The following is a 17,736-nucleotide window of genomic DNA, read 5'->3' as shown; positions in this document are numbered from 1 at the left end:
TGCTGCCGGGGGTTTCCCAGGCTGGGTGTCATTAGGCGCAGTGCTGACTTACCAGGTTCCGATGGCAGTTCTGTGCGCTGTCGCACCTCGCGGTCTCGGCGACGACCGGCGGCTCGGCTACGTTCAACCGCGACCTGGACGCCTCAGGGGGCCGCAGGGGTCTCCCAGATCGTGCGCAGGGTGCGGTCGAGAGTGGCGTGCGTTTCCCAGTCCGCGCGGACGGCACGGGTGAGCAGCTTTCGGGAGCTGACGAAGGGCAACTGGGCGAACACGAGGCCCCAGATCCGTTCGCCTACCTGGCGGAGGATCTCCTCGGCTCCGAAGCCCGCCAGCGTGCCCAGGGCGGCGCCGAGCGGTCCGGACAGTCCGCCGGCCACGGCGCCGAACGCGCGCGGCCCCACCTCGATAAGCATGGCCTTGGTGCCGGCCGGAACCATCCTGTTCCACCCGCAACTCCTGGGCCATCGCCGCCGCGAGTTTCCTGAGGTCGGCGAGCGCGTCGTCGCCGCCGGACAGCGCAGCGGCGCCGCGCCCGGGACGGTCATCGCCCGCTGGTACGGCGCGAGCCCGCTGCACCACCTGCACAGGTGGGATCTCGAACTCCGACTCGTCACCATCAGCAATGAGCACAGGCCGACCGCCCCGATCAGGGCCGACCTGAAAAGGCTCGTGCGGTCCGGCGTGCTGGCGCACGTCGACGTCCACGGCGGTACGACGTACCCGGATGGGCGGGACGAAACCCGCCTGCACGTCGTCGTGCGCGACGACCTCCCCGCCGCACTGGCCGCCGTCCGTGGAGTCCTCGCACAGGCGCCCCCAGGCGTGACCGCATCCCTGTGGAATGGCACAGAAGAGATCAGCCTTTCCAGCGAGCGGTGAGCGCCGGCGGCGTGGTCCGGCGGGCTGCGGAGTCAGCCAGGCGTGGATCTCCGCCGTCGCCGGCGCCCCACTCGGCGCCGCACTCCGCCACAGCCACGATCGTCGTCGACGTTCTCCGCGGTGAACGCTCAATGGCCGGGGACCACGAACTGAACGTGATCGATAAGTGATCTGCGGCCCGGCCGGGTGGGGCCAGGTATGGCTGTCCTGGTGCAGTTGACTGCGACCGTCACCCGACGCCCGGGCAGAACCGACGACAGACGTATAACGCCGACGGAAACCACGAAACTGGCGCGGACCCGAGGATCCTCGACGAGCTGCTACCCGAGGCCTGCCACATCGACGCCGCCCGGGAGAACAACCGCATCGAATCAGACCACAGCCGAACCAAAGTCAGGCTCCGGCCGATGCGCGGCCTGAAACGCCTACGCTCCGCACGGACGATCAGCACCGGACAAGCACTCGTCCAGAACATCCGCCGCGGCCACTACGAACTCGCCGTCGACGCCGACCCACGGCTTCCCGTGGCGACCGCGTTACCGAACTCGCTCGCGCTGTTCGACGACACCGCCGCGGGAGTCCGGCACGCGCGCCTCCCCACAACGCAGCACTCCCCCTGCGTGATGTCTGGCTGCTCGCCAGCACCACCCATCCTCCGGCGGGCTCGGTGCGAACTCGCCGAGCCGCCGGCGGCGGGCGGCTCGTCCGCGCGTGATCACCCCGAGTGGGAGGTGGAACCCGGTGAGCCCCGAGGCTGGAACCGGTTGACAGAGGTACAGAGGCACTACCCGTCAAAGGGTCGACATCGCCGTATCCACGCGGGCCGCGTGGCACGAATGGGCGCTCGAGCTACAAACCGTTCACCGTTACTGTCGGCACTAGATTCTCGACACTTGGTAGCGATGCTTACCCGTGAGTGATCGTTTGATCACGGCGTCGATATGCACTGGCACGGATTCGGGCTTAGCGATGCCGCCTTCAACAGGGCGTGCCCTGTTGACGCTGGTAACTGGGGGTTACCTGCGTCGGGCGAGACCGGTCACATTTGTCCGGTAGCGGGTGTACGTCTACCCTGACCTGAGGGGGGATAATCCGCGTGCTGGCAACCGGAATGACGCGATGGTCGGTGGACTGTCGTGGCGGCGAGCAGTCGATGTTTTTGCGCAACAAGACATCTACCTTCTCGCAACGTTCGAACGCATGCCGTGGCCGCATGTTCATCTTCTTCCTTGGGGTTTTGCTCTCTCCCGGTGCCGTGTCCGAACGAGAGCTGACTGGCGAACGAGAACGGGGGGGTCGTGACGCGCGTCGCGATAACTGGTGGTGCTGGCTTTCTGGGCAGCCATCTGTGTGAACGGCTGTTGTCCGACGGCGCGGAGGTGATCTGCGTCGACAACTTCGTCACCGGCCGGCCGGAGAACGTCGAGCACCTGCTCACCAACCGCCGCTTCCGGCTCGTCGACCGGGACGTCACCGAGTACCTGCACCTGCCGGGACCGCTCGACGCGGTGCTGCATTTCGCCTCGCCCGCGTCCCCGGTGGACTACTACCGCCTGCCGATCGAGACGCTGATGGTCGGCTCGACCGGCACCCGCAACGCGCTGGGGCTCGCGAAGGCGAAGGGTGCGCGGTTCCTGCTCGCCTCCACCTCGGAGACCTACGGCGACCCGAAGGTGCACCCGCAGCCGGAGACCTACTGGGGCAACGTCAACCCCGTCGGCCCACGCAGCATGTACGACGAGGCCAAGCGGTTCGCCGAGGCGCTAACCATGGCCTACCGCAACGCGCGCGGCGTGAACACCGGGATCGTGCGCATCTTCAACACCTACGGCCCGCGCATGCGCGCCGACGACGGCCGGGCGATCCCGACGTTCATTTCCCAGGCGCTGCGCGGCGAGCCGATCACCGTCGCCGGCGACGGCTCGCAGACCCGTTCCGTCTGCTACGTCGACGACCTGATCGAGGGCATTCTTCGACTGCTCTGGTCGGACCTCCCCGGCCCGGTCAACATCGGCAACCCGTACGAGCTGTCGATTCTCGACACGGCGCGGCTGGTACGCGAGCTGTGCGGCTCGGACGCCCCGATCACGTTCATCCCGCGCCCGGTCGACGACCCGACGGTGCGCCAGCCGGACATCACGCTCGCCCGCCAGCGGCTCGGCTGGGAGCCGCGGGTATCCGTGGGCGACGGGCTGGCCAGGACCATCACGTGGTTCGAGCGCGAGCTCGCCGGCGCCGGCCAACCGCAGGCCGCGTGATGCGCCACCGGCGTCCCGCTGCCCGATCAGAGACGACGGCGACGCTGGCTGACAGCACGAGGTGATTCATGGACGGGTGGATGGGCACCCGGCCGGGCCCGCCATCGAGGCTCTCATTCATCCGACCCCAGCGACGGGACGAAGCGCGCGGCATGGCTGACACTGGCATTCGGACCGAGGAGAAACCGATGAAGCACCGAGCCGGTGCCCACCGGCGCGGACACCCCGGGTCGCCCACGGTCGACGGTCGCGCCGCGGTTGAGCTGCGCAAGGTGATGACCCGACCGCAGCAGTGCCAGTACTGGCTGATCGTCGCCCTGTGGCTGGCCGCGAACGGGTACTTCTGGGAATGGTGGCTGACTCGACAGCACATCGGAAACACTCTGCTGTTCGTCCTCATGACGGCCGCGCTCTTCTATTCGGCGACGGTACTGTCGTCGATGTACGCGCTCTTCCTCGGATACATGCGCCGTCCCGTGCCCATCCCGGTCAGCCGGGCGGAGGATTCCGGTGTCATCGGGCGGGTGGCGGTGATCAGCCTTACCGTCCCTGGTTCGGAGTCACTCGACATCGTCCGCGCCCAGCTCGTGGCCATGACTCGCATCCGGTATCCGCACGACAGTTGGATCCTGGTCGACAAGGAGCATTCGCCCGAGATCGCGGCCATGGCGCAAAGCCTCGGGGTACGTTATTTCTGCCGGCACGACGAAGAGACCTGGGGCAAGGACAGGGTCTCGGCCTGGAATCAGGCAAATCCGCCGTTCAAGGCGAAAACGAAAGCCGGGAACGTCAACAGCTGGCTCGACGCGTACGGCGACCTCTACTCACATTTCACGCAGTTTGACATTGATCACCTGGCCGATCCCTCCTACCTCGACCGGGTGCTCGGCTACTTCGTCGACCGGCAGGTGAAGTGGGTCCAGGCGCCCAGCGTCTACGGCAACCATCTGACCTGGACAGCGCGTGGCTCCTCGGAACAGGAGTTCGGCCTTCAGGGCCCGCTGCAGATGGGCTTCTTCGGGTTCTCCCGCACGCCGTTCATCATCGGCAGCCACTGCACCTACGATATGGCGGCTATCCGCGGCATCGGCGGCTTCCAGCCAACGCGAGCGGAGGACCATCTCGATACGGTGTGCCTGGCCGCGAAGGGCTACCAGGGGGTGTTCGTCCCGGACGTTCTCGCGGTGGGTGGTGGGCCCGAGACCTTCGAGACCTACCTGTCCCAGCAGTTCGCGTGGGCATACTCGATGATCGAGGTCCTGCTGTTCCACACCCCGCGGCTGATCTGGCGCTATCGGCCTCGCCAGGCCGTGCAGTTCCTCTTTGTCCAGACCTGGTACACGTTCTGGTCCCTGTCGATGGTGGTGCTGTTCTGCATACCGCTGCTATCCCTGCTGCTGAACACCCCGGTCGCCCATGTGGGATACCTGGAGTTCCTGTCTCGCAGCATCTGGATGGCCATCATGGCCACGGTGATCTGGTACTGGAGCCGTCCATGGCACGTGCCCGCCGGACTGCGCCTGAGCTGGCGAGGCGTCGTCCTGCACGTCGCGCGCTGGGTCGTCGTCTTCAGCGCCTTCATCCAGGTACTGCTGCGCGTCAAGAAGCCTTACATGATCACCAGAAAGGGGGTCGACGGCGCGGGCCGCCCATTCCCAATGCAGGTGCTCACCCCATACATAGCCATGGTCCTGATCGCCTTGGCGAGCTGCTGGTTCTACCTCGGTCTGCACCACCGGGGCCCGTCCCAAGGCTACCTGTTCTTTGGGCTTCAGGACGCCGCCCTGTTCTGGCTGCTACTGGTGATCACAGTTGTCCAGGAGGTCCGGTCCGCGCACCGCACCGGTACCGCGCTGCCAAACGTCGTGGCGCTGCAGGCTCGTCCGCTCCTAGTGTCCGGCCTTCTCGGCGTGCTGTTCCTCGGTACCGCCGTCGCGTCGTCGGGACCCATCATCCAGGCGCTCGCAATCTGGTAACTGCGATACATGCCATATTGAGTCGATATCGGCGACGGCTAGACCTGGATGGCCACCGACGCCGCCAGGTCAACCCACTCGCCTGCCGAGAAGGAGTCTTCCGCTGAGCGCGCCGGAACGTTCCACAAACGCGGCACAGACGGTCCTGGTGACCGGCGCGGCCGGTTTCATCGGTTCGCACACGGCCGTCGAGTTGATGGCCGCGGGTCACGATGTCGTCGGTGTCGACAACTTCGCGAACAGCTCGCCGGGCGCCGTCGAGCGGGTTCACCGGCTCGCGGACGGGCGTTTCACGTTCGTCGAGCTGGACCTGCGCGACCGCACGAGCCTGAACGAGCTGCTGCGTCGCCGGCCGGTGGACGCGGTCGTCCACTTCGCGGCGAGGAAGGCCGTGGGCGAGTCGGTCGACATCCCGCTCGACTACTACGACACCAACGTGAACGCGACGCTTGGTCTCGTCTCCGTGATGCTCGAGCGCGGGGTGAACCGGCTTGTGTTCTCCTCGTCCTGTTCGATCTACGGCGAGGCGGAGTCGATGCCGATCCGGGAGGACGCCCCGGCGCGGCCGACGAACCCGTACGCCCGGACGAAGTGGATGTGCGAACAGATCCTCGCCGACGTGTGCCAGCGCCACCCGGACTGGCAAGTCACGTCGCTGCGGTACTTCAACCCGGCCGGCGCGCACCCGTCGGGCCTGCTGGGCGAGGACCCGCGGGGCGTCCCGAACAACGTGCTGCCCTACATCGCCCAGGTGGCGGTGGGCCGGCGGGCCGAGCTGTCGATCTTCGGCGACGACTACCCGACGCCGGACGGCACGGGCATCCGCGACTACATCCACGTCGTGGACATCGCGGAGGGCCACCGGCTCGCGCTGGAGGCGCTCGGCGAGGCCACGGGCCATCGAGTGATCAACCTCGGTACCGGCCACGGAACCTCCGTCCGCGAGCTCCTCACCGCCTTCTCGGCGGCGTGCGGGCGGGAGCTGCCGAGCCGGGTGGTCGCGCGCCGTCCCGGCGACGTCGCCGAGCTCGTCGCGGACCCGTCGCTCGCACGCGAGCTGCTCGGCTGGAAGGCGACCCGGGACGTGGCCGACATGTGCCGCGACGCCTGGAACTTCCAGCGCCACAACCCAAACGGCTACGCCGAAACGGACCGCGGGGGGACAGAGCAGTGACGACGGGGGATGGCGATGGCGAGTGGCGGTTCGGGGCTGGCGGCGGCCAACCGCGGCTGACCGTGATCGGCACCGGCTACCTGGGTGCCACGCACGCGGTCTGCATGGCGGAGCTGGGCTTCGAGGTGCTGGCGGTCGACGTCGACACCGCGAAGATCGACCGGCTGGCCCGGGGCGAGGTCCCGTTCTTCGAGCCGGGGCTCGACGAGCTGCTGCGGTCGAACCTGGACTCCGGCCGGCTGCGGTTCACCACCTCGTTCGAAGAGGTCGCGGCCTTCGGTGACGTGCACTTCCTGTGCGTCGGCACGCCGCAGCAGCCCGGCGGGCAGGGCGCGGACCTCTCCTACCTGCACGGCGCGGTGAGCGCACTCGCGCCGCACCTGCGGCGCCGCTGCCTGGTGGTCGGCAAGTCCACCGTGCCTGTGGGCACCGCCGCGGACCTCGCCGCGCGGCTGGCCGCCGAGGCGCCGGGCCTGGGCGTCGAGCTCGCCTGGAACCCCGAGTTCCTGCGCGAGGGCTTCGCCGTCGACGACACGCTGCGCCCGGACCGGCTCGTCTTCGGCGTCGCGTCCCCCGGCGCCGAGGCGACGCTGCGCGCGGTCTACGCGCCGATCACCGACCGCCACGACACCCCGGTGATCGTCGCCGACTTCGCCACCGCCGAGCTGGTCAAGGTGGCCGCGAACTCGTTCCTGGCCACCAAGATCTCCTACATCAACGCGATGGCCGAGGTCTGCGAGGCGGTCGACGCGGACGTGACGACGCTCGCGCGCGCCCTGTCACTCGACGACCGGATCGGCGGGAAGTTCCTGCGCCCCGGCGTCGGCTTCGGCGGCGGCTGCCTGCCCAAGGACATCCGCGCGTTCCGCGCCCGGGCCGAGGAGCTCGGCGTCGGTGCAAGCCTCGCTTTCCTGCGCGAGGTCGACGAGATCAACATCCGTCGCCGCCACCGAATCGTCGAGCTTGCGCGTCAGGCGGCCGGCGGGGCGCTGACCGGCCGCGTGGTCAGCGTCCTCGGTGCCGCGTTCAAGCCCAACTCCGACGACGTACGGGACTCGCCGGCGCTCGCGGTCGCCGCCCTACTCGCCGACGAGGGGGCCGCCGTCACCGTCTACGACCCGATGGCGGTCGAGAACGCGCGCCGGGCGAACCCGCGGCTTGGGTACGCGACATCGGTCGCCAATGCCGTGAAGGGCGCGGACGTCACGGTCCTGCTCACCGAGTGGGCCGAGTTCGCCGACCTCGATCCGGCGGCGCTCGCCGAGGTGGTCGCCCGTCGAACCGTGATCGACGGGCGACACGCCCTCGACCCGGCCAGGTGGCGAGGCGCCGGGTGGACCTACCTGGCCCCGGGCCGGCCAGCGGGTGGGCCAACGAAACCGGAAGCCGCCGACGCCACCGTCGCCGTTCCGGCTCCCCGTCAGCTCACGGAGGATGTCACCTTCCGGGCGTGACGGCGGCCGAGGGCGTCCCCGGTGTGCCGCGGCCTGGCGGCGCGAACGCTGTGGCGACCACCGGAAGCATGCGGCCCTCGTAGTCGAACATGGTGACGTTTGCCAGGATGGAGTCCTCCCCCGGATGTGCGCCGACGCCGGGCAGCCAGCCGGGCTCCCAATCGATGAACCCAAGTCCGTGGCCGTCCGGAACCTGACTGATAAGGGTACGTAGCGCCTCAAAGTAGGCTATCTGCCCGGCGGGTGTCGGGGGGAAGTGATCCGCCTCCGGCAGCTTGGCCACCTCCGCGATCCCAAGGAGCGGGTTGCCGCCCTCCAGAGTCCACGGATAGGCGGTCTCCGTGACGAGGACATCGATGCCAAGGCCGCGCGCGAGCTCGTCCATTGCGGCGCCGAGTTTGCTCATCGGCCCTTGCCAGAACGCGTAGTACGACAACGAGACCAGGTCGAACGGGACCTTCCCCGTCCGCAGATGCTCGACCCAGCCGCGCAGGCCGTCGGGGTCGTCGATGCGGTCCGTGTGGATCGCGATGCGCACCGGATGGCCGGCGGCGGGGCCGGAGAGCTCGGCGTCGTGCACGCCGGCCGCGCCCGCCCGCAACAGGGCGAGGAAGCCCGGCCAGCCGCCGCCTGGCAGGCTGTCGTCGAGCTTGCCGAGCGGCCACAGGATGCCGGCCGACACCTCGTTGCCAAGCTGGACCATGTCGACGGGCGTGCCTTGGCTCGCAAACTCCTCGAGCACGTCGCGGGTGTAGTCGCGCACCTGGCCGGAAAGCACCGTGAGGCGCGTGTGGTCCCACGACTCCGGTATCGCCTGGTAGGTCGGGTCTGCCCAGATGTCCGAATAGTGGAGATCCAGGTAGATCTTCATCCCGGCGTCGGCCGCCCGGCGGGCGAGCTTGAGCGTGTCCGCCTTGCTGCCGCTGTACCCCTTGGCTGGGTCCACCCAGAGCCGAAGACGCACGTAGTTGGCGCCGTGGTCCGCGAGGATCCGTTCGATCGGCGCCTTCTTTCCGTTCTCCGAAACCTTGTTGCCGGCCTTCTCCTCCAGCAGGGTGAAGGAGAGGTCGGCGCCGCGGATCTGCGGCGAGGGGGAGCCCAGCGCGGTGGACGGCGGTGGTGGCGGTGGCGGCGACTCAGACGAGCCGCACGCCGTCAGCGACAGGGCCGCCATCGTGACGATCAGCGCCCCGACGGCCGTACTCCCGCGCCGCCGCGAGAACAGGGACGGACTCACGCTCCCCCGAGGACCCACTTGCCCGCTCCGGTACAAGCAGTTCCCCCCTTGTCGATCTGGACGCCCGGCTCGGTTACGAACGCAAGGCCCGCGCGCATCCTCAGATCACGCTTGCGGCATAGTAGCGAGCTATCGCGCCCTGGCCAGTCAGCGGCCGGTCTGCATGTGCGGGCCAGGTCGAGGCCTCGCCGAAGGATCCAATGGATCTGGGGACGCCCGGCACCACCCACCCGAATACCTGTGCTCGATCTCTGAGGAATGCCGCACTAGACGGCGACGGCTGTTGGGCGTTTCACAACCGGGTAGCCGGTATAGTCCTGCCGAGAAGATCCTCCCTTGCCCTGGGCAGGACCAGGCGGGTGTGGTTTTGTCTGACCGGGGGTGGCGTGGCTGAGGTGCCGCCGGGCGTGGAACCGCTCGACGAGTCCGACCCGCGTACGTTCGGCCCATACCAGGTGCTCGGCCGGCTCGGCGACGGCGGCATGGGCACCGTGTACCTCGCCCAGCGCGACGGTACCGGGCCGCTCGTCGCGGTCAAGGCGATCCGCGCCGACCTCGCCCGCGTACCCGAGTTCCGCGGCCGCTTCCAGCGCGAGGCCGAGGCCGCGAAGCGCGTCGCCCGGTCCTTTACGGCCCCGGTCCTCGACGTCGCCACCACGGGCACCCGGCCTTACCTCGTCACCGAGTACATCGAAGGGCCGACGCTTACCGCCGCCGTCCGCGACCGCGGCCCCTTGCCCCCCGCCGACCTCGAATGGCTCGCCACCGCGGTCGCTTCCGCCCTGCGCGCCATCCACGCCGCTGGCGTGATCCACCGCGACCTCAAGCCCAGCAACATCCTGCTGTCCCGGTTCGGCGCCCGCGTCATCGACTTCGGCATCGCCCGGGCACCAGACGCGACGACCATGATGACCCAGGGCGCAATCGGCACCCCTGCCTTCATGGCCCCCGAGCAGGCCCTCGACCAGCCGGTCACCACGGCCGCCGACATCCATGCCTGGGGCGCGGTCCTGGCGTACGCCGCCGCCGGCCACGCGCCGTTCGACGGCGCCTCGCTGCCGCGCATCCTGCTCCGCGTCGTCCACGACCAGCCCGACCTCACCGGCGTCCCTGCCAACCTGCGCCCCCTCGTCGCCCGCGCGATGGCCAAGAACCCCGCCGACCGCCCCACCGCCGACGACCTGCTCGACGTCCTCCAGCACCTCCACACCCCAGCCAACGACACCCCGACGATCACAGGCCCACGGGTCACACCCCCACGGTTCGTGGTCCCGCAGATCACACCGCCACCGGTCGCACCCCCATGGGTCACCGCCCCTCCGACCACTGGCCACACGCCCCCTGGCCCGACGACCCCACCCAGCCCAGTCGCCGCGACGGCGGGCAGCAACATCGCCCCGCCACCGCGCGGGCCGGTCCCGCTCCTACCTCAAGCCGCCGCGCCCACGCCTGGCAGCGTCGAGGACGAGGCTCCCGCCCGGGTCGGCCCGCTGGCGCCCCCCTATGCGACCGCCCAACCTCTGCAGCCCCCAGCACCACCCCACCCGCGACGGCGGCCTCTCCGCCGCGGGCCGGCCATCGCTATCGCCACCACCGCCGCGCTCGGTGTCGCCGCCGCGGTCACCGCGGCCGTCCTCACCACCCGCCACCCCGCCCCCGCCGCGCAACCCCTCGCCAGCTCGACCACCCATGCTCCTACCACCATGCCTAGCCGGCCCACGCCCCTTGGAAAGCCCCTCACCGGCCCCACCGACAAGGTGACCTCCGTGGCGTTCTCCCCGGACGGCCACACCCTCGCCGCCGGCAGCAACGACACCACCGTCCGGCTCTGGAACGTCACCAACCCCGCCAGCCCCACACCCCTCGGGAAGCCCCTCACCGGCGCCCCTGGCCCGGTGTGGTCCCTGGCGTTCTCCCCCGACGGCCGCACCCTCGCCGTCAGCAGCAGCGGCGCCATCCAGCTCTGGAACGTCACCAACGCCGCCAGCCCCATGCCCCTTGGAACGCCCCTCACCGAACCCGTCGGCGCGGTGTGGTCGGTGGCGTTCTCCCCCAACGGCCGTACCCTCGCCGCCGGCGGCGAGGACCACCAGGTCCGGCTCTGGAACGTCGCCGACCCCGCCAGGCCCGCACTCTTCGAGCGGCCCCTCACGGGAGCCGCCGACTGGGTAAGGGCCCTGGCGTTCTCCCCCGACGGCCACACCCTCGCCGCCGGCAGCAACGACCACACCACCCAGCTGTGGGACGTCACCCACCCGGACAGCCCCACCCCCCTCGCCCCACCTATGACCGGCCCCACCGGCCCGGTGACCTCCGTAGCGTTCTCCAGCACCGGCCGCACCCTCGCCGTCGGGTGCGACGACTACACCGTCCGGCTGTGGGACGTCACCCATCTGGACAGCCCGACGCTCATCGGACAACCCCTCACCGGGCCCACCAGCTATGTGCTCTCCGTGGCGTTCTCCCCGGACGGCCACACCCTCGCCGCCGGCAGCTACGACCACACCATCCGGCTCTGGGTCGTGCCCTGAACGGGCTGTTGCGTTGTGGGGCCGGGCTGTCCGGTAATTGTGTCGGGCGGTGCCGACTGGTCGTGATCGGTGCGACGATGGCGGCGAGTGTGGTAGATCGTGCTGTCCGTGTCGTCGCGGCGGTCGGGGGTGGCGTTGGAGGCGGGGCTGAGCCGCGCGCAGGTCGAGGCGCTGGCCGAGCGGCTCGCCGCTCCGGGCTTGGCCCGGCAGGTGCTCGCCGAGGCTGGTATCCACCGCGCGGACCTGCCGTGGAACCCGCAGAACCCGCGGTCGTTCTGGACGGCGGTCTCGGACCTGCTCGCCGACGGCGTCGCGGTGGATGGGCGGGCGCGGCTGCTAGCCGTGCTGGGTACGCGCTATCCGGGCGAACCGCTGTTCGCCGACAGCACGATGCACCCCTCGGAGCAGCCGGTCGACGGGGCGCCACAGGCGCGACGGGCGTTGTGGAACGTTCCGGCGCGGCTGGCACGGTTCGTAGGCCGCGACGACCAGCTCGCCGAGCTCGCCGAGAAGCTGGACGCCCGGTCCGGGGTCGAGTCGGTGGTGGCGCTGGCCGGGATGGGCGGCGTCGGCAAAACCTCGCTCGCGATCGAGTTCGCCCACCGCGCCCGCGAACGCTACGACGTCACGTGGTGGATCCCGGCAGAGCGCCCCGAGTTCGTGACGGGCCATCTCGCCGAGCTGGGCGAACGGCTGGGTCTGACACCCGGCGCCGAGCCTGGGGCGGTGTTCGCGGAGCTGACGCGCCGGAACCTGCGCTGGCTGCTGATACTCGACAACGCCGAGTCGACCGCCGCCGTGGCCCCGTTCCGCCCGACCGACGGGCGCGGCCGGGTGCTGGTGACGTCGCGACGCACGGGCTGGCGCGGGCTGGGCGACACGGTCGAGGTACCCACCCTGGCCCGGGCCGAGGCCGTGGCACTGCTGACCGGACATCTGCCGGGCGCGGATCCGGCAGAGGCGGACCGGGTCGCCGACCTGCTCGGCGATCTCGCCCTCGCGGTGGAGCAGGCCGCCGCGTTCTGCGAGCAGACCGGCACCCCCCTGTCCGAGATAGCCGAGTTGCTGACCGAGCGGCTCGACGACGTCCTCGGGCTCGGCGAGGTCGTCGAACGGGCCGACGTCACCGTCGAGACACTCTGGGAGCTGTCCACCCGCCAGGTCGCTCAGGCCCAACCGGCCGCGGTCGAACTGCTGCAGCTGCTGGCACTGTCCGCGCCGGAGCCGCTCCCGCTGGACCTGATCAGCGGCCACGCCGACCTGCTCGGCGACGGACCGCTGGCCCAGGCCGCCGCGGACCGGCTCGCCTGGACCCGAACCGTGGGCACACTCATCGGCTACAGCCTCGCCAGCAGGAGCCACGACGCGACGGCTATCTCGGTGCACCGCCTGGTCCAGGCAGCCACCCGCCGGTCGATGACCGACACGCGCCGCACCGAGTGGCTCGTCGTCCTTCTCTATCTGCTGTCCGCCGACCTGCCGAACGACATCGGCCGCAACCCGAAGGCCTGGCCCCGATGGCGGGCCCTGCTCCCACACGTCCGGGCTGTCCTGGCCCGCGCCGGCACAGACCCGGACGCCTCTCCTCCCGCGCCGACGACCGGATCCGACGCCATGTCCTACCTCTACGATCTGACGGCCGGCTACCTGCTGGAACACGGCCAATTCGCGGAGGCGCTGCCGCTGGCGCAACGAGCACTGGCCATCGACGAGGCCCTCCACGGCCCGGACCATCCAAACGTGGTCGCCGCGACGTTGACTATCGGGGAGGCGCTACGGGCCCTGGGACGGGCCGCCGAGGCTCTACCCCTTCAGCGCAGGGCGCTGGCTATCACCGAAGCCGCGCACGGGCCGGACCATCCGTTTGTTGCCAACATCCTGGTCTCCTTTGCGAAGGCTCTGGGATCCGAGGACCGCAATGCCGAGGCACTGCCGTTGCTTCGCCGGGCACTCGCGATCGACGAAGCCGCTCATCGGCCGGATCACCCTGTCCTCGCCGTCGACCTGCTCAACCTCGCGGAGACATTGCGCGATCTGGACCGCGCCGCCGAGGCACTCCCGCTGGCCGAACGGGCGCTCACCATCGACGAGGCCACCTACGGCCCCGACAGCCCCGACGTCGCCGACGACCTGACCGTCCTGGCCGCGACCCTGCAGGACCTGGGACGCGCCGCCGAGGCGCTGCCCCACGCGCAACGAGGCCTCGCCATCTACGAGGCCACCTACGGCCCGGATCATCCGACACTGGCCGTCATCCTGACCAGGCTGGCCCAGGTCCTGCGTGACCTGGAACGAGCCGACGAGGCAGATCCCCTGCTCCACCGCGCACTGGCGACAAATGAAGCCGTCTACGGCCCGCACCACCCACGCAGCACGTCCGTCCGAACACTCCTAGCAGAGTGAGCCATGTGCACTCCCCGCGCTGGTTGTCCCGCTTCGGGGATGCCACCCGGCTAGCCGAACGTTATCGGTCGGGCGGGTGCTGCTGGCCGGCGATGCGGCACACGTCCATCCACCCACCGGCGGACAGGGCCTCAACCTGGGCGTTCAGGACGCATTCAACCTCGGCTGGAAACTGGCCGCACAGATCCGCGGCTGGGCGCCGGAAACACTGCTGGACACCTACCAGGCCGAACGTCATCCGGTCGCCGAGGACGTGCTGGACAACACCCGCGCCCAGATGGAACTGCTGTCCACCGAACCGGGCCCGCAGGCCGTGCGCAGGCTGCTCGCCGAACTGATGGACTTCGACGAGGTGAACCGCTATCTGATCGAGAAGATCACCGCGATCGGCATCCGCTACGACTTCGGCGAAGGCCCCGACCTGCTCGGCCGCCGCCTGCGCGACATCGACGTGAAACAGGGCCACCTCTACGGTCTGCTGCATCGCGGCCGCGGCCTGCTGCTGGACCGCACCGAACGCCTGACCGTCGGCGGCTGGTCAGACCGGGTCGACTACCTCGCGGATCCCACCGCGGCACTGGATGTTCCGTGCGTCCTGCTACGCCCCGACGGCCACGTCGCCTGGATCGGCGACGATCAGCAGGACCTGGACGACCACCTCTCCCGCTGGTTCGGCAAGCCCGCCAACTGATTTCGCCTGAGCAACCGAAAATGAATGCGAACACGCCTGTCTCGGGTCGAGATCATGGCGGGGACTGGTTCGTGTGGTCATCCCGCATATACGTGGCGAGATGGCGAGCAGATCTGCGGCGCTGTCGGCCAGGAGCTGGCCAGACGATTCCGCGACCCACGACAGATCATGACGCCAGTTGACGTTGTGTCACCACCGGAAGTGAGACAGAGCCGTTAACTTGGCACTCCCCCTAGACAGCTCCGAGGTCGAGGAGGCGGTTTGAGTCCTGGGTGGGGGTGCGTCGGGGCGGACAAGCTCGGTGAGGTGGTCGCCCGGTGGCGGAGATGATCAGGACGTGGCGCGGTGTCGGTAGGGACGGGTCCAGCCGAATAGTTCTGGCAGCCGCGGGCCGTCGTCGAACAGCGGCGGTGCCCGTGGCCTGGTGGCTGGCGCTGGGAAGTTCCTCGGGGGTCGCTGATCGCCAGGCGGGAAGGGCTTGGCGATCAGTGTGGTCGGGCGTCTCAGCTGGAGAAGCTGTCGAGGTGGCTGCCGCCGGGGTCGACGGTGCGGGCGATGCGGCGTCCGATGTCGCCCAGCTGCCGCTGCTGCGGGCGGGTGAGGGGATCGAAGACCAGGGCGCGGACTGTTTCGACGTGCCCGGGGGCGGTCGCGACGACTTTCTCCCAGCCCGCGTCCGTGAGGATGGCCAGGGTGTAGCGACCGTCGGTGGGGTCCGGTGTGCGGCGCACCCAGCCTGCCTTCTCCAGTCGCCCGGCCACGTGGGAGAGCCGGGAGAGCGATCCGTTGGCGAAGACGGCCAGGGTGCTCATACGTAGGGTGCGCTCGGGTGCGCCGGACAGCATCGCCAGCACCTGGTACTCGAAGTGGCTGATCCCGGCGTCCCGCTGGAGCTGGTCGTCGAGTGCCGCCGGGAGCCTGATCAGCACGCTGGCCAGGGCCAGCCAGGTCTGCATCTCCTCGTCGGTCAGCCAACGCGGCTGCTGCACGTCCACACCATCATCCTAGCTTGAAGTGTCAACCGAGCCAAGACCGTTGATCACTTGACAGATCAAGCGATCTCTCCTAGGTTTGAGTTGAAGGTTCAATCCAAAAGTTGGGTGCCCGAGGCCGCGAGTCGGGCCGCGACGCGCACCCATCGCCGGTGTCGTCATCGATGCCGATCCCCAGGGAGCACACATGCGCGCACTGAATGTCCCGGCCGCGGGCGAGCAGCCCCGCCTGTCCGACCTGCCCGTCCCCGGGGCCGTTGAGGGCACCGTGCTGGTCCGCGTGAAGGCGGCCGGTCTCAACGCCCTCGACAACGCCCTGGCCGCCGGAATGATGGCCGAGATGCTCCCGCACGTGTACCCGCTCGTCCTCGGCCGCGACGCCGCCGGCATCGTCGAGGCGGTCGGAGCCGGCGTCGACCACGTCGCCGTCGGCGACGAGGTGATCGGCCACATGCTGCTGGCCCCACCGATCCAGGCCGGCACCCTCGCCGAGTACGCACTGCTGCCCGCCGCCGCCGTCACCCACAAGCCCGCCGGCCTCGACTTCACCACCGCCGCGGCACTTCCCCTCGCCGCGGCCGCCGCCAAGGCCGCCGTCGACGCCATCGAGCCCGAGCCGGGCCAGACCGTCCTCGTCGTCGGCGCCGGCGGCGGCGTGGGTTCCTACGCCGTCCAGCTGCTCGCCGCACGCGGCGTCACCGTCGTCGCCACCGGCACCGCCGACGACACCGACCGGCTGACCACGCTGGGCGCGACCACCGTCATCGACTACACCGCCGGCCCGGTCGCCGAGCAGGTGGCCGCCGCGTACCCCGACGGTGTCGACGCCCTGATCGACCTCGTCGCCTACACCCCGGACAGCGCGCCCCTCGACGTGGTCCGCAAGGGCGGCAAGGTCGCCAGCACCCTGGGCGCCGCCGCCGACGAGCAGGCCCTCGCCGCCGTCGGCCTGACCGGCACCAGCGTCATGGCCGCCCCCCTCCGCGAGGTCGTCGCGCAGCTCGCCGACCAAGCCGCCGCCGGCACCCTCAAAGTCGACGTCACCACCGTCCTGCCCCTCGAGAAGGCCACCGACGGGCTAGCCACCCTCGCCAGCGGCACCGCCCGCGGAAAGATCGTCATCGAGATCGGCGACTGACAGGACACGCCCCGCCCATTACCACTCACAGGAACGCCCGCGCGGACGCACACCGAACCGACCGGCGGAGCCCCGCGGGGCCCCCCCCCCCCCCAAAACGCCCGGGACCCCCCCGGGTGCCCGCGCCCCGCCCCCCCCCCCCCCCCCCCCCCCCCGCCCCCCCCCCCCGGCGCCCCCCCCCCCGGACGGGGTCGCAGATGTTTCCAGCACGGACAGCGAAGGTGCCTGGTCCCGACCGTCCTGTCAGCATCTGCCACCGGGTCGGGCACGAGCGCGACAGCTTCCTAGCTAGGGCGGATTCCCGGCAACCACGGATGTCAGCGCACGGCGCGCCCATTTCTCTCAATCCGCTGGTAAACGGCTCACTAGGCCCCTCGGGCTATCGGGAGACTGACATGGAAATCAAGGAGCTCGGACACCTTGTCCTGTACGTGAGGGACGTCGACCGGTCGGCCGCCTTCTACCGGGACGTGCTGGGCTGGCGCCAGATCCTGCCCGACCCCACAGCGTCGGCGTCGGCTTCGAGCCGCATCCCGGCCGCGGCGTTCTCGGCCGGCCAGAGGACACACCACGAGCTGCTGCTCATCGAGGTAGGCGAGAACGCAAAGCCGATTCCAGCCGGACGCCGCGTCGGGATGTACCACTTCGGGCTGAAAGTCGGCGACAGCGACGACGAACTGCGCGAGACACTCGCCCACATCACCACGGCCGGTGTGACGATCGCCGGCGCGTCCGACCACACCATCACCCACAGCCTCTACATCCACGACCCGGACGGGAACGAGATCGAGCTGTACATCGACGTCCCCGGCGTCGACTGGAAGACCGACCCGACTCTGGTAGGCGCCCCGATTCGCCCACTTCGCCTCTAGCCCCGGGCTTTCACCGCTGGCCGTCGACGAGCAGTCGTGATTCTGGATGACTTTTGACGTCACTCAAGTTATCTGCGCTGGTCACAGCTTTGATCGTCAGCAAATAGACAAAGGGGGAGCTGCATCGCGGG

Annotated in this window: 13 protein-coding genes and 1 pseudogene; 11 read left to right on the top strand and 3 right to left on the bottom strand. The window is 69.8% G+C overall.

The features are described from left to right. Nucleotides 1-143: 143 nt before the first annotated feature. Nucleotides 144-437: a hypothetical protein gene (locus tag QOZ89_RS06800; RefSeq protein WP_071046514.1), complete on the bottom strand. Its 294-nt coding sequence runs from the start codon at nt 435-437 to the stop codon at nt 144-146. Between QOZ89_RS06800 and QOZ89_RS06795 the strand changes: the two genes are divergently transcribed. From QOZ89_RS06795 to QOZ89_RS06770, 6 genes and pseudogenes are all read left to right on the top strand, one after another. Continuing rightward, nucleotides 421-879, top strand: a complete 459-nt coding sequence (locus QOZ89_RS06795; protein WP_071046512.1) for a hypothetical protein — start codon at nt 421-423, stop codon at nt 877-879. The two genes, QOZ89_RS06800 and QOZ89_RS06795, sit on opposite strands and share 17 nt — an antisense overlap. A gap of 299 nt (nt 880-1,178) precedes the next feature. Beyond that, nucleotides 1,179-1,438 (top strand): annotated as a pseudogene (locus QOZ89_RS06790) (DDE-type integrase/transposase/recombinase); the annotation flags it as partial. A 739-nt stretch (nt 1,439-2,177) separates the two neighbouring features. Continuing rightward, nucleotides 2,178-3,137, top strand: coding sequence for a UDP-glucuronic acid decarboxylase family protein (locus tag QOZ89_RS06785; protein WP_071046511.1), 960 nt, complete (start codon nt 2,178-2,180; stop codon nt 3,135-3,137). Between the two features lie 188 nt (nt 3,138-3,325). Further along, complete coding sequence (locus QOZ89_RS06780; protein WP_241841449.1) at nt 3,326-5,113, top strand: glycosyltransferase family 2 protein; 1,788 nt, start codon at nt 3,326-3,328, stop codon at nt 5,111-5,113. Nucleotides 5,114-5,261: 148 nt separating this feature from the next. Next, nucleotides 5,262-6,287 carry a UDP-glucose 4-epimerase GalE gene (gene galE / locus QOZ89_RS06775; protein WP_312623321.1) on the top strand — a complete coding sequence of 342 codons (1,026 nt, stop codon included), beginning with the start codon at nt 5,262-5,264 and terminating at the stop codon, nt 6,285-6,287. Continuing rightward, on the top strand, nt 6,284-7,741 hold the full coding sequence (locus tag QOZ89_RS06770; RefSeq protein WP_241841455.1) for a UDP-glucose dehydrogenase family protein: 1,458 nt from the start codon (nt 6,284-6,286) through the stop codon (nt 7,739-7,741). The genes galE and QOZ89_RS06770 overlap by 4 nt, the downstream gene beginning before the upstream one ends. On the opposite strand, the gene QOZ89_RS06765 is transcribed toward QOZ89_RS06770, so the two are convergent. Then, the gene (locus QOZ89_RS06765) at nt 7,725-8,978 is read right to left on the bottom strand and encodes a glycoside hydrolase family 53 protein (RefSeq protein ID WP_071046509.1); all 1,254 of its coding nucleotides are present in this window, start codon (nt 8,976-8,978) and stop codon (nt 7,725-7,727) included. The genes QOZ89_RS06770 and QOZ89_RS06765 overlap by 17 nt on opposite strands. A 407-nt stretch (nt 8,979-9,385) precedes the next feature. On the opposite strand from QOZ89_RS06765, the gene QOZ89_RS06760 reads away from it, so the two are divergent. From QOZ89_RS06760 to QOZ89_RS06750, 3 genes are all read left to right on the top strand, one after another. Next, nucleotides 9,386-11,509 carry a WD40 repeat domain-containing serine/threonine protein kinase gene (locus tag QOZ89_RS06760; RefSeq protein ID WP_312623319.1) on the top strand — a complete coding sequence of 708 codons (2,124 nt, stop codon included), beginning with the start codon at nt 9,386-9,388 and terminating at the stop codon, nt 11,507-11,509. A gap of 99 nt (nt 11,510-11,608) precedes the next feature. Beyond that, nucleotides 11,609-13,912 (top strand): FxSxx-COOH system tetratricopeptide repeat protein, encoded by a 2,304-nt coding sequence (fxsT, locus tag QOZ89_RS06755; RefSeq protein ID WP_312623318.1) that lies wholly within the window; start codon nt 11,609-11,611, stop codon nt 13,910-13,912. Between the two features lie 76 nt (nt 13,913-13,988). Further along, entirely contained in the window at nt 13,989-14,603 is a 615-nt protein-coding gene (locus tag QOZ89_RS06750) for an FAD-dependent monooxygenase (protein WP_274536485.1), read from the top strand. Nucleotides 14,604-15,106: 503 nt separating this feature from the next. Here QOZ89_RS06750 and QOZ89_RS06745 read toward each other — a convergent pair. Next, entirely contained in the window at nt 15,107-15,598 is a 492-nt protein-coding gene (locus QOZ89_RS06745; protein WP_116271396.1) for a MarR family winged helix-turn-helix transcriptional regulator, read from the bottom strand. A 184-nt stretch (nt 15,599-15,782) separates the two neighbouring features. On the opposite strand from QOZ89_RS06745, the gene QOZ89_RS06740 reads away from it, so the two are divergent. Both QOZ89_RS06740 and QOZ89_RS06735 read left to right on the top strand, forming a co-directional pair. Continuing rightward, on the top strand, nt 15,783-16,733 hold the full coding sequence (locus QOZ89_RS06740; RefSeq protein WP_312623317.1) for an NADP-dependent oxidoreductase: 951 nt from the start codon (nt 15,783-15,785) through the stop codon (nt 16,731-16,733). A gap of 395 nt (nt 16,734-17,128) precedes the next feature. After that, nucleotides 17,129-17,605, top strand: a complete 477-nt coding sequence (locus QOZ89_RS06735) for a VOC family protein (protein WP_071046497.1) — start codon at nt 17,129-17,131, stop codon at nt 17,603-17,605. Nucleotides 17,606-17,736 lie beyond the last annotated feature (131 nt).

The sequence above is a fragment of the Pseudofrankia coriaricola genome, assembly GCF_032027725.1.
In the GTDB taxonomy this organism is placed as follows: Bacteria; Actinomycetota; Actinomycetes; order Frankiales; family Frankiaceae; genus Pseudofrankia.
This window is presented reverse-complemented; position numbering and strand designations above follow the sequence as displayed.

Bases quoted from the DNA above. Each gene is read 5' to 3' on its own strand.
- QOZ89_RS06800 (WP_071046514.1), bottom strand. From the start codon at position 437: ATGGTTCCGGCCGGCACCAAGGCCATGCTTATCGAGGTGGGGCCGCGC.
- QOZ89_RS06780 (WP_241841449.1), top strand. From the start codon at position 3,326: ATGAAGCACCGAGCCGGTGCCCACCGGCGCGGACACCCCGGGTCGCCC.
- QOZ89_RS06740 (WP_312623317.1), top strand. From the start codon at position 15,783: ATGCGCGCACTGAATGTCCCGGCCGCGGGCGAGCAGCCCCGCCTGTCC.
- QOZ89_RS06735 (WP_071046497.1), top strand. From the start codon at position 17,129: ATGGAAATCAAGGAGCTCGGACACCTTGTCCTGTACGTGAGGGACGTC.